This window comes from Achromobacter mucicolens (assembly GCF_029866465.1).
GTDB classification, from domain to species: domain Bacteria; phylum Pseudomonadota; class Gammaproteobacteria; order Burkholderiales; family Burkholderiaceae_B; genus Achromobacter; species Achromobacter mucicolens.
Genome location: NZ_CP123364.1, coordinates 2,179,942 through 2,191,671, shown reverse-complemented (window position 1 = coordinate 2,191,671; position 11,730 = coordinate 2,179,942). Strand labels below are relative to the sequence as shown.

The 11,730-nt window shown below is 67.1% G+C and carries 10 protein-coding genes; 1 reads left to right on the top strand and 9 read right to left on the bottom strand.

The annotated features are described in order from the left end of the window. Positions 1-10 precede the first annotated feature (10 nt). The 6 genes from QEP15_RS09945 to QEP15_RS09920 all read right to left on the bottom strand — a co-directional run bounded on the left by QEP15_RS09945 (position 11) and on the right by QEP15_RS09920 (position 6,270). A complete protein-coding gene (locus QEP15_RS09945; RefSeq protein ID WP_152384145.1) occupies positions 11-808 on the bottom strand; it encodes a GntR family transcriptional regulator in 798 nt (265 codons plus the stop codon). 62 nt (positions 809-870) lie between these two features. Further along, positions 871-2,559, bottom strand: a complete 1,689-nt coding sequence (locus QEP15_RS09940; RefSeq protein ID WP_152384144.1) for a sensor domain-containing diguanylate cyclase — start codon at positions 2,557-2,559, stop codon at positions 871-873. A 170-nt stretch (positions 2,560-2,729) separates the two neighbouring features. Beyond that, positions 2,730-4,235, bottom strand: a complete 1,506-nt coding sequence (locus QEP15_RS09935; RefSeq protein ID WP_254636784.1) for a DHA2 family efflux MFS transporter permease subunit — start codon at positions 4,233-4,235, stop codon at positions 2,730-2,732. A 17-nt stretch (positions 4,236-4,252) separates the two neighbouring features. Further along, the gene (locus tag QEP15_RS09930; RefSeq protein WP_056318659.1) at positions 4,253-4,945 is read right to left on the bottom strand and encodes an SDR family oxidoreductase; all 693 of its coding nucleotides are present in this window, start codon (positions 4,943-4,945) and stop codon (positions 4,253-4,255) included. 119 nt (positions 4,946-5,064) lie between these two features. Then, complete coding sequence (locus QEP15_RS09925) at positions 5,065-5,658, bottom strand: TetR/AcrR family transcriptional regulator (protein WP_056316442.1); 594 nt, start codon at positions 5,656-5,658, stop codon at positions 5,065-5,067. Between the two features lie 75 nt (positions 5,659-5,733). Continuing rightward, complete coding sequence (locus QEP15_RS09920; protein ID WP_063952521.1) at positions 5,734-6,270, bottom strand: YaeQ family protein; 537 nt, start codon at positions 6,268-6,270, stop codon at positions 5,734-5,736. A gap of 271 nt (positions 6,271-6,541) precedes the next feature. Between QEP15_RS09920 and QEP15_RS09915 the strand changes: the two genes are divergently transcribed. After that, entirely contained in the window at positions 6,542-7,318 is a 777-nt protein-coding gene (locus QEP15_RS09915; protein WP_152384143.1) for a LysE family translocator, read from the top strand. Positions 7,319-7,934: 616 nt separating this feature from the next. On the opposite strand, the gene QEP15_RS09910 is transcribed toward QEP15_RS09915, so the two are convergent. Genes QEP15_RS09910 through QEP15_RS09900 form a run of 3 tightly spaced genes read right to left on the bottom strand, consistent with a single transcriptional unit; the run spans position 7,935 to position 11,637 of the window. Further along, positions 7,935-9,803: a dipeptide ABC transporter ATP-binding protein gene (locus QEP15_RS09910; RefSeq protein WP_152385475.1), complete on the bottom strand. Its 1,869-nt coding sequence runs from the start codon at positions 9,801-9,803 to the stop codon at positions 7,935-7,937. Between the two features lie 14 nt (positions 9,804-9,817). Then, positions 9,818-10,696, bottom strand: a complete 879-nt coding sequence (locus QEP15_RS09905) for an ABC transporter permease (protein WP_056316437.1) — start codon at positions 10,694-10,696, stop codon at positions 9,818-9,820. Continuing rightward, a complete protein-coding gene (locus QEP15_RS09900) occupies positions 10,693-11,637 on the bottom strand; it encodes an ABC transporter permease (protein WP_253854005.1) in 945 nt (314 codons plus the stop codon). Before QEP15_RS09900 ends, QEP15_RS09905 begins: the two co-directional genes overlap by 4 nt. Positions 11,638-11,730: the final 93 nt, after the last annotated feature.

Below are 11,730 nucleotides of genomic sequence, written 5' to 3'. Positions count from 1 at the left end.
TCCGAGGGGTTCAATGAAATTGGGCCGACAGCTCTTCGCTGACCCAGACCTTGGCGTCGATGCTGCCGACGCGCGATAGCTGCAACTGATATTGGTAGCGGTCGGGCCGGTACAGGCCCTGCAGCAATTGCACCGGCCGGTCGCCCACGTCGCGCACCAGGCGCGTGACGGCCAGCAACGCCGAACCGACCGCAACGTCCAGCAGGCGCGCGACCTGCGCATCGGCCAGGCGCGCGGAAATCGTCTGCGTGGCGCCGCCGAACTCCACCCCCGCGGCTTCCAGCAGCATCAGGAGGGGTTCGCGTTCCAGGTCTTCGCGCGTGAAATCGGCCACGGACTGCGGCACGTAAGTGGTGATATGCGAGAGCGGCCCGGCATCGGTGCTGCGCACGCGCAGGCTTTTGTGCACGGGGGTGCCGGGCGGGATATGCAAGGCGTCGGCCACGGACGGCGGCGCATAGACGAGCGTGCTGTCCAGCACCTGCACCGACGTGCGCAAGCCCATGTTGACGATGTTCTCCAGCAGGCCGGTCAGGTGCGCCTTCTGCTGCGAATCGGGCGCCGGCGCACTGTGCGCGGTGGTTGCGCCGCGCAGGGGCCAGGTGCCCAGGCCGGGGCGCCGCGACACCAGGCCGTCGGCGACCAGCATTTCCATTGCCTTGCGAATGGTGATGCGCGCGACGTCGAACTGGTCCGCCAGCGCATGCTCGCCGGGCACGCCGTCCTGGTCGAACCGCCCCTCCTGCAGTTGTTCGCGCAGGACGAGATAGATCTGGTGGTATTTCGGAAGTGGCAATGAGGTTCCCATGACGGGAACTCTAGGGGTGTCCTAATGTACGGTCAATGGAACAAAGGGTCCCGGCGGTTGTTCTATCGGGAAAACACCGACTCGATCCGATTCCGTCCCCGCTGCTTGGCGTAATACAGCGCGCGATCGCTGCGGCTGAGCGCCAGCCCCGCATCGTCGTCGTTATTGTGCAGCGCGGAAATCCCGATGCTGACCGTCAGCGGGATGGGGCACCCGCCCGTGGAATACGGCGTGTCGGCGATCCGCCGCTGCACGTTGCGGGCAAAGACGTGCGCGCGTTCGAAGTCGGTGTCTGGAAGGACGACGGCGAACTCCTCGCCCCCGATGCGGCCCACCAGGTCGATTTCGCGCAATTGGGCGCGCAGCATGTTCGCGAAATGCTGCAACACACCATCGCCGATGGCGTGGCCCCAGGTGTCGTTGATGTGCTTGAAGTGGTCCAGGTCGCACATCAGCACGGCCGCCCCCTGACCGCCCTGCCCCTTTATCCGCGTCAGCTCCGCAGCGATGCGCGACATGAAGTGGCGGCGGTTGGGCAAGGTGGTCAGCGCGTCGGTCGCGGCCAGTTCGCGCAATTCAAGTTCCGCCCGCTTGCGGTCGGTGATGTCGGTGACAAAGCCGTGCCAGACCACGCCATTGTCGGCGTCGCGGCGCGGGCTGGCATCGCCCTGCCGCCAGCGCACGCCCTGAAGCGGCAGGCAGACGCGAAATTCCAGATGCCAAGGCATCTGCGCCGCGGCCGCTGCCTGCAGCGACGCGCGGTAGGCAGGCAGGTCGTCGGGATGGATGCGCTGTTCGATGGCGGTGGTGCTCGCGCGCACGTCGTCGGCGGTCAGTTCGAACATGTCCCAGATGCCCGCGCTGACATACGAGAACCACGATCCGCCCTCCGGCACCGGCCGGCATTGGAACACCAGCCCGGGCACGGCGTCGGTCAGGTTCACGACCAGATCCGCGGTGCGCTTGAGCCTTTCGGACATGGCGCGCAGGGTGCTGATGTCGGTGGTCGTGCCCATCATGCGCAGCGCGCGGCCCGTTTCGTCGCGGCTGACCACCTTGCCGCGGCTGCAGATCCACTTATAGCTGCCGTCCTTGCAGCGGATGCGGTGCTCGACTTCGTAGCTGTCGGTCTTGCCATCGAAGTGCGCCTGCATGGCGGCCCGGACATAGTCCAGGTCGTCCGGGTGCAGGCGGGTGTAGGCGTCTTCGATGCGCGTCGTCAGCTCGGCTTCGCTATAACCGAGCAACGCTTTCCAGCCCGGCGAATAGGTGATCTCGCCGGTCACCACGTTGCGGTCCCACACGCCGGTGCCGCTGCCGGCAATGGCCAGCGACAGTTTGCGGGCTTCGTCGCGCCAGGTGTCTTCGTCGGCACGCTCGCAGGCCAGCGCGTGGCGCTTTTCAATGGCCGTGGCCGCCAGGCCCGTCAGATCCTGCAAGGTTTGCTGATCGTCGGGGGATAGATTGCGTGTCTGGCTGTGCAGCAGGCGCAGCGTGCCGAGCAGGCGTCCATCGGCGGCGCGCACCGGATGGTCGAGGGACCAGGGACATGGCGCGGGCCCCGGCGCGGCGCCGGCCACTGCCCGCCACGCGCCGTCGGCGTCGGTGCACGCGATGATGACCGTGTCCACGCCTATCGTGCGCCGGGCCAGCCGCGCCAACCTGTCCAGCGGACCGTCCGGTTCGCGTGGCGCGCCGGCCTCGTTAGGGCCAGGCGGAGGGATGGGGGACGCATCTCCGGAAGCGGGCATTTCGAAACCTGATCAATACGGAATTCACCGGTACAGCCGGCCAGCGCGTGGTGGCTGACATTCTGTCACGTTCCGCACCAAAATTGCATCATTTCGGCGGGTTGATCAGGCAGATCGCGTCCCCGTTTTCCGTACTGCGGCGTCGTCCCCCCGCCCTTGCGCCCACCCGCTCAGGCCGCTTTCGGCCGGGTGTCCACCGGCAGGCACAGCAAGGCGGTCAGCAGGGCCAGACCCACATGCGCCACGTAGATGGGCGAGAAATCCGCGTGGCTGGCGGCGCCATGCCCCAGCAGCACCACGGTGACCGCCACACCCAGCACGCCGCCGATCTGGCGCGTCGCCTGGTTGACCGCGCTGCCCACCGCGTAATGCTGCGCCGGCAGCCGGTTCACCGCCGCGCCGGACAGCGACGGCAGCACCATGCCCACCCCGATGCCGCTCAGCAGCAGTCCGGGCAACCATTCGCGCACATAGGCCGGTTCCGCGCCCGGCACCAACAGAAACCACAACCCGCTGGCCGCATACACCAGCGCGCCGCCCACGAGGAAGGGCCGGTGCCCCATCCGCGCCGCCAGCCGGCCGGTGATGATCGCCGTCGGCATCACCAGCAGCGGACCGGGCGTGACCGCCAGCCCCGCGCGCGGCAGGCTGTAGTGCCACACACCCGTCATGTAGAAAAAGAACGCAAAGAACATCATGGCAAAGGCAATGCCAAAGCTGAGCGTCGCCAGATTCACGTAGCGATACGTCCGGTGCTTGAAGAGCGCCAGATCGACAAGCGGGTGCGGCGTCACGCGCGCCCAGACCACGAACGCGATCAGCGCCATCACGCCCACGGCGGCCGCAACCGTCAATTCGCCGCGCTGCCACGTTGGCGACTCCGACTGCACGATGGCCAGGGCCACCGCGCCCACGCCCACCATCAGCAACGCCATGCCTACCCCATCCACGCGCCGCCGCGCGTCGGGCCTGACCGACTCCTTGAGCATCCCCGCGCCGAACCACAGCGACACCGCGCCCAACGGCAGGTTGATGTAGAACGCCCACGGCCAGCCGGCCACGTCCACCACAAAAGCGCCCAGGCTCGGCCCGACGGCCGCCGCCAGTCCGCCCACCGCGCCCCACAGGCTCACCGCCACGGACCGCTGCGACGCCGGAAAGGCCGCCAGCACGATCGACAGCGATGCCGGCGTCAAAAGCGCCGCGCCGACCGCCTGCAGCACGCGCGCGGCGATGAGCCACTGTTCCGTGGCGGCCAGCCCACAGGCCGCCGACGCCGCCAGAAACAGCAGCACCCCGCCCATGAACATGCGCTTGCGGCCATGCGTGTCGGCCAGTCCGCCCGAGGGGATCAGCATGGCGGCAAAGACCACCGTATAGGCGTTCAGGACCCAGGACATGTCCGCGGCCGAGGCCGTCGGGAATCCTTCGCGCAGCGCGCCGAAGGCGGCATACAGCATCGTGCTGTCCAGCGACACCAGGAAGACCGCGATACTGGCGATCCAGAAGACGGGCCAGGGCGAGGCTTGCGGCGCGGCGGGCTGCGACGGGGCGACGCCGGTTGCGGTCAGGCTGACCGCCGCAGCCTTGTCGCCGGCGGTATCCGCCGCGACGTAGGCCGGGTCGTTGGCGCCCAGGCCGGCCGCGGACCCGGCGGAAGTTGTGGGGATACGCATGGCTGTCCGGTCCCCGCTTACAGATAGACGGCCGGGCTGGCGGTCAGGCCCTGCTTGACCTGGCGCGTCAGCTCGTCGGCCAGCACTTCGCGCTCGCCTGCCTCCAGCGCGTCCAGCGCCTGGGCCACGATGGCCTGCGGCGACGACTTGGGCGCATCGATGTCTTTGGTCAGATCGGTGTCCACGAAGCCCATGTGCAGGCCCAGCACCTGCGTGTTCTGGGCCTGCAGCTCTTGGCGCAGCCCGTTCGTCAGCGCCCACGCGGCGGATTTGCTCATCGCGTACACGCCCAGCATCGGCCTGTTGAGCCAGCTGGCGATCGACAGGACATTCAGGATCGCGCCGCCGCCGTTGGCGGCCAGCACCGGCGCGAAGGCCTGCGACACCAGTAGCGGCCCGAAGAGATTGACGTCCAGATGGCGGCGCGCCGACTCCACGCTACCCGGCGCGAGAAAACCGCCGAAGTCCGCAATGCCAGCATTGTTGATGACCAGCGTCACGTCGCCCGCCAGTTCGGCGGCGGCGGCCACATCTTCGGCGCGCGTCACGTCCAGCTTGACAGGCACGACGCCCTCCAGCGTGATGGCCGACGGATCGCGCGCGGCAGCGTAGACCTTGCGGGCGCCCCGGGCCAGCGCCTCGCGGGCAAAAGTCAGACCAAGGCCGCGATTGGCGCCCGTGATGAAAACAACGGCGTTTTTCAGTTCCATGATGCGCATTCCTGAGGATGAATTGATGTGGATGTAGGGACTTCGGCAAATCAAAATATGATGATCATCATATTTAAGGGCGGCAAAACGGCCGCGCAGTGCGGCCGGGGAAAATCGAATCAGTGAGACGTTGCGGCAGCCTCGTGGTCGTACTGGTCCAGCACCGCTTGGCGGGCGGAGGCCAGCACCGCGCGTCCGCGCGGGTTGTCGCCCAACGCCCGCGCCAGTTGCAACGCGCCGACCAGCGTGCTGAGCACGGCCGCGGCCGCGTGTTCGCCCGCCTGGGCGGGCAGCACCTGCTGCACGGCTTCCATCAGCCGCTGCACCCGGCTGGCCGCCACCTCGCGCACATCGTCCGACTGGCGGGGAATTTCCGAGGCCAACGCCGCCACGGGGCAACCCCGCTCGCAGCCGGCCAGATGCGCGTCGCTGAGATAGGCTTCGACCCAGGCGCGCAACGGGCTGGCGCCTTCGGCGCGGCGGCGTGCCATGTTCTGGGACAGGCGCGCCGCGCCGTCCTGCCCGGCGCGCTCCATCGCCGCCGCCAGCAACGCGTCGCGCGAAGGGAAATGCGCGTAGAAGCCGCCGTGCGTCAGACCGGCTTCCTTCATGACGTCCGCGACGCCTACCCCGGAATACCCGGCGCGGCGGATCGCGCGCGCCGCCGCATCGACAATGCGTTCGTGGGATTGTTCCTTGCGGGAGGCAGACATGACCGGGACGCCCGAAATATGATGATCGTCATATTAAGCCCGCCCTGTTCCAAAGGGCAAGCCCCGGCCCCTATTTCAGCGCCACGCCTCGGGTTCGAGGGTGACTTCGCCCTTGGCCGCCGAAAAATACACCACGCCGTCCGAGATATTGGCGTTCAGCTGCATCGTGCGCTCGGCCAGTTGGCCCAGCGCCCGGCTCTGCTCGGCCGGCAGGTTGATCACCTTCAGGTTGCGCGTGCGTTCCAGCTTGTTGCGCACGCCGTCCCACCAGATCTTGCTGGCCGAACCGCCATAGCAGTACACGATCACCTCGTCGGCACGGCCACAGGCGCGCAGGATGCGGCGCTCTTCGGGCTGGCCCACTTCGATCCACAGCTTGATCTCGCCCGTCAGGTCCTTCACCCACAGGTCCGGCTCATCGGTATCGCTCAGCCCCTTCGTGAACGAGAGCTCCTCCTGCGCATGCAACGCAAACGCCGCCAGCCGCACCATCATCCGCTCGTCCGTTTCCGAGGGATGACGCGCCACGGTAAGCCCGTGACTGCCGTAATAATGGCGATCGGTATCGGCGACGTTCAGGTCGGCCTTGTAGATAGTGGCGCGCAGGGCCATGGCGAAAGTCCGTTCAAAAGCGAATTGCGGGAAGGCCGCCATGATAACCGCCCGCTGCGGGGCGCCACGCACCTCGGCACTCGTGAATCGCCCATGCCAGCGGGCATTGCAGCCGCCCTAAGCTGCGTGCCAAGCCACAGGCCACGGCTCAGGGGTCGAGGGTCAGGGGTCAAGGCTCAAGGATCAAGCCCAACGGCTGGACCCGGCGTTACACTTGCCGGGCCTGCGCCGCGCCACCCCTGCCGGCAGCGCCACTCAACATTCCCGCGCCATGACAGCCACCGCCGCCCTCCTAGCCTTCACCCTGGCCGCCGCCATCCTGACCATCACCCCCGGCCTGGACAACGCCCTGGTGCTGCGCACCGCCGCCGTCGAAGGCAGCCGCCGCGCCCTCATGGCCGGCCTGGGCATCAGCGCAGGCTGCCTGCTGTGGGGCGCGATTGCGGCCTTCGGACTCGGATCGCTGCTGGCCGTGTCCACGCTTGCCTACGACACCCTGCGCATCTGCGCCGCGATCTACCTGTTCTATCTGGGCATCAAGCTGCTGTGGAGCACCCGCGCCGTGCGCAAGAACTCGGGCCGGGCCGCCAAGCAGATCAGTGGTACGGGCACGGAGGCTGACATTGGCACTGGCACCCGCACCGGCACCAGCATCGGCACTGGCATCGGCGCCGGCACCGGCATCGGCACCGGCAACGGTACGGTGCCCCCCGCCTCCAGAATCGCCGCCGCCACGCGCCCCGGCAGCACCGCCACCGCCTGGTTCGTCCGCGGCTGCCTCACCAACGCCCTGAACCCCAAGGTCGGCGTCTTCTACATCACCTTCCTGCCCCAGTTCATCCCCGCCGGCGCCGACGTCCTTCGCTTCAGCCTGCTGCTAGCCACGGTCCACGCGATCGTCGGCATGCTCTGGTTCGTCCTGCTGGTAGCCGCCACCCGCCCCCTGGCCCGCTGGCTTTCCCGGCCCGCAGTCACCCGCGGCCTGGACCGTGTGACCGGGGCGGTGTTTATTGCATTTGGATTGAGGTTGGCGCTGGAAAAGCGCTGATGAATGGCGGGTTGTTTGAACACCCGCGCTTGGATGGGTGTCAGACACCCGGGAAGGCCGGCCACACTATCACGCGCATCTCGTAAGGGTGTCAGACACCTGGCGGGGGAGCACCGCGTCACCAGCGCGCAGCGTCATCACCACGACGCAAGACACCCAAACGCCAAAGAAGGCCGCCCGCGCGGCCGATTTTGGCGGCCCCGCAAGATCTTCCGCCCCACCCCACCCGCGACAAAAACGCAAGAACCCAACTCGCCCCGCCGCCCCGCGCCAGCAACTGACGGAGCGGCTGGTGACGGGACGGGTGCGAGCGCGGGGCGTCGATGCGCCCAAGGGAATCCGAAGGCAGGCGCCGAAGGGCGCCCACGAGGATGACGCAGGGGCAAGTCCGGAGCGAAGGCTCCGGACCGCAATCGTGGCCCCGCGCTCGCACCCGGCCCGGCGCCGGCCGCGTCTCAAGAACCCCGCCCGACGCCAGCACCGCCAGCACCGCCGGCATCGACAGCACCACCGGCATCGACAGCACCGCCAGCCAATACAGCGAATCCAGCAAACAAAAAACAAAGCCAGAGGCAACCCAGCAAACCAGCAAACCAGCAAACCAGCCCACACCGCCTCAATAAACCCCAATAGCATGCCGCGCCACAAAATGCCCCTCACCCACGGCAACCAACGGCTCAACCAGCGGCTCATCCCCCACCCGACGCATCGGGCTGGGAATCTCATCCACCAGCAGCGACCGCTCCCGATGCCGCCGCTGCGGATCCGCGATCGGCACCGCCGCCATCAGCTTCTTCGTATAAGGATGCTGCGGATTTTCAAAGATCGCCCGCCGAGGCCCGATCTCCACGATCTGCCCCAGATACATCACGGCCACCCGATGGCTCACCCGCTCCACCACCGCCATATCGTGCGAGATAAACAAAAACGACACACCCAGCTCACGCTGCAGATCCAGCAGCAGATTCACGATCTGCGCCTGAATCGACACGTCCAGCGCCGACACCGACTCATCCGCGATCACCACCTTGGGATTGAGCGCCAGCGCCCGCGCGATGCAGATCCGCTGACGCTGCCCGCCTGAAAACTCATGCGGATAGCGGTCGATCATTTCCGGCAGCAACCCGCACTTGTCCATCAGCCAGCGCACGCGATCCTGCGCCGCTTTACCGCGCGCCACCTTGTGGATCAAGAGCGGCTCCATGATCGAATAGCCCACCGTCATCCGCGGATCCAGCGACGCGAACGGATCCTGGAAAATGAACTGGATATGCTGGCGCAGCGTCTGCATGGCGCTGCCGCGCAGGGCACCGATATTCTTGCCGTCGAATTCAATCGACCCGCTCTTGCTCTTGACCAGTTGCAGCAGCGAACGGCCAGTCGTCGTCTTTCCGCACCCCGACTCGCCCACCAGCGACAGCGTCTCGCCCGGATACAGGTCAAAGCTGACCTTCTCGACCGCATGCACGCGCTTCTGCACCCGGCCCAGAATGCCACCGGTAATGTCAAAGCTGGTCGTCAGATCCCGCACCTTCAGCACCGGCCCGTTCTCGCGCCGCACCGTCGATGGCGCGGCCACCGGCGTATCCACCAGCTTGGCCGGATCCGGCACGCGCGCGGCCTCGTCCACCTTCAACAGCGGAAACGGCGCCGGCTCGTCCGTGCCCTGCATCGCGCCCAGACGCGGCACCGCCGACAGCAGCGCCCGCGTGTAGGCATGCTGCGGACGCGCAAAGATCTCGTCCGAACCGCCCTCTTCGACCTTGTCGCCCCGGTACATCACCAGCACGCGGTCGGCCACTTCCGCCACCACCCCCATGTCGTGCGTGATGAAGATCACGCCCATGTCCATCTCTTCCTGGAGCTGGCGGATGAGTTGCAGGATCTGCGCCTGGATCGTGACATCCAGCGCCGTCGTCGGCTCGTCGGCGATCAAGAGTTGCGGCTTGCATGACAGCGCCATCGCGATCATCACGCGCTGGCGCATGCCGCCCGACAGCTGGTGCGGATAGCGGTCCAGAATGGCGCGCGCCTCAGGAATGCGCACGCGCTCCAGCATGCGCAGCGTCTCGGCGCGGGCAGCAGCGGCGTCAAGCCCCTGATGCAGCTGCAGGGCCTCGGCGATCTGGTTGCCGGCCGTGAAGCTGGGGTTCAGCGAGGTCATCGGCTCCTGGAAGATCATGGCGACATCCGCGCCGCGCACGCGTTGCAGCGTGGAATCGGGTGCATTGACCAGATCCAGCACGTCGCCGCTGCGCCGGCGCAGCAGCATCCCGCCGTTGGCAATATGTCCGCCGCCGTACTCGACCAGCCGCATCAGCGCCAGCGAGGTCACGGACTTGCCGGACCCCGACTCGCCCACGATGGCCAGCGTCTCGCCGCGGTTCACGTGAAAGGAAACATTGCGCACCGCTTCCACGGTGCGTTCGGGCGTTTTGAACCGCACCGTCAGGTCATTGACCTGCACGACGCGGTTGGAATCCATGGTTGCCATATCGATTACTTTTCCTGACGCGGATCGAGCGCGTCGCGCAGCCCGTCACCCAGCAGATTGAAGCCCAGCACCACCAGGAAAATGGCCGATCCGGGGAAGATCGACATCCAGGGCGCCTGGGTCATGAAGTTCTTGGCCGTGTTCAGCATCGAGCCCCACGACGGCGTCGGCGGTTGCAGGCCCAGGCCCAGGAAGGACAGGCTGGCCTCGGCGATGATGGCCGTGGCGATGGTGATCGTGGCCTGTACGATCAGCGGCGGCATGACGTTGGGAAACACGTGGCGGCCGATGATGCGCAGGTCGGAAGCGCCCAGCGCGCGGGCGCTCTGCACGTAGTCTTCATTTTTGACCGCCAGCACCTGCCCCCGGGTCAACCGGATGAACTTGGGCGCCGCCGATACACCGATGGCGATCATTGCGTTCGTCAGGCTGGGCCCCAGGAAGGCGGCCAGCGCAATGGCCAAGATGAGGAACGGGATCGCCAGCAGCGCCTCGGTGGCGCGCGAGATGACGCTGTCCGTCCAGCCGCCGAAGTAGCCGGCCGCCAGGCCAAAGGGCACGCCCACGACCAGCGCGATCAACACCGACACCAGGCCCGCCATCAGCGAGGCGCGCGCGCCGTAGACCATGCGGCTGTAGATGTCCCGGCCCAACTCGTCCGTGCCCAGCCAATGCGCCGCCGACGGCGCCTTGCGGATGGTGGTGAAGCTGGTTTGCAGGGGATCCTGGCTGACGATGAACGGGGCCAGGATGGCCACCAGCACGAAGAACAGCACGATGCCCAGGCCGAGCATCGCGATGCGGTTGCGTTTGAACTTGGCCCACGCGCGATTGCGGCTGCGGGGCGGCGTGACGGCTGCGGCCGTTGCAGGAATTGCGCTCATGAGTGCCTCAGGCGGGGATTGACCAGGATGTACAGGATGTCGGCCAGCAGGTTCATCAGGATGAAGCCCACCGCCACGCAGAGCACCACGCCCTGCACCACCGCGTAGTCGCGGGTGAACACCGCGTCGACCACCAGCTTGCCGAAGCCCGGGATCGTGAAGACCTGTTCGGTCAGCACGGCGCCGGCCAGCAGTTCGCCAAACAGCAGCGTGACCAGCGTGACGATCGGCATGAGCGCATTGCGCAGCGCGTGGCGCAGCACCACGCTGCGCGGCGACACGCCCTTGGCGCGGGCGGTGCGCACGTAATCCGCGGACAGCGCCTCCAGCATGGAAGACCGGGTGTGCCGCATCAGGTACGCGGCAATCGCGGTGGACAGCACCAGCGACGGCATCAGCATGGTCTTGATGGACAGCCAGAAGTCCTCGGACGGCGACACGTAGCCCGAGGCCGGCAGCAGCTTCCACTGCACCGACACCACCATGATGAGGATGATGCCCAGCCAGAAATTGGGAATGGACATGCCGGAGAGGGCCGCGATGTTGGCGCCCATCTCGACGGGCTTGCCCTTGCGCACCGCTGCGAGGATGCCCATGGGAATGCCGATCAGCAATGCAAAGAACATCGCCATGGCCGCCAGCTGCAGGGTGACGGGCAGCTTTTGCGCGATCAGCGTCGTGACGGGCACGTCGGTGCGCAGGGACTTGCCCAGGTCGCCTTGCAGCACCTGCCCGGCCCAGGCCGCGTACTGCATCGGCAACGGGTCGTTCAGGCGGTATTTGTCGCGCAGGTAGTCCAGCACGGCCGGGTCGCGCTCTTCGCCGGCCAGGGTCAGCACCGGATCGCCGGGCAGGATTTTCTGCAGCATGAACACGATCATCGACACCAATATCAGTGTCGGGATCGCGACGATCACGCGGCGCAAGATGAGTTTAAGCATGAGGAAAACCGTAAGACAGGAACGACGGACGGCGCCGGCCGGACAAGGGACGATGCGCGTCCGCCGCAAACGACAACCGGACGCGCAAGGCGC

Excerpts from the sequence above, each read along its gene's own strand:
- QEP15_RS09910 (WP_152385475.1), bottom strand. The coding sequence starts at position 9,803 with ATGGATTCCAACCGCGTCGTGCAGGTCAATGACCTGACGGTGCGGTTC.
- QEP15_RS09935 (WP_254636784.1), bottom strand. The coding sequence starts at position 4,235 with ATGCGTATCCCCACAACTTCCGCCGGGTCCGCGGCCGGCCTGGGCGCC.
- QEP15_RS09930 (WP_056318659.1), bottom strand. The coding sequence starts at position 4,945 with ATGGAACTGAAAAACGCCGTTGTTTTCATCACGGGCGCCAATCGCGGC.
- QEP15_RS09945 (WP_152384145.1), bottom strand. The coding sequence starts at position 808 with ATGGGAACCTCATTGCCACTTCCGAAATACCACCAGATCTATCTCGTC.
- QEP15_RS09900 (WP_253854005.1), bottom strand. The coding sequence starts at position 11,637 with ATGCTTAAACTCATCTTGCGCCGCGTGATCGTCGCGATCCCGACACTG.
- QEP15_RS09915 (WP_152384143.1), top strand. The coding sequence starts at position 6,542 with ATGACAGCCACCGCCGCCCTCCTAGCCTTCACCCTGGCCGCCGCCATC.
- QEP15_RS09925 (WP_056316442.1), bottom strand. The coding sequence starts at position 5,658 with ATGTCTGCCTCCCGCAAGGAACAATCCCACGAACGCATTGTCGATGCG.
- QEP15_RS09920 (WP_063952521.1), bottom strand. The coding sequence starts at position 6,270 with ATGGCCCTGCGCGCCACTATCTACAAGGCCGACCTGAACGTCGCCGAT.
- QEP15_RS09905 (WP_056316437.1), bottom strand. The coding sequence starts at position 10,696 with ATGAGCGCAATTCCTGCAACGGCCGCAGCCGTCACGCCGCCCCGCAGC.
- QEP15_RS09940 (WP_152384144.1), bottom strand. The coding sequence starts at position 2,559 with ATGCCCGCTTCCGGAGATGCGTCCCCCATCCCTCCGCCTGGCCCTAAC.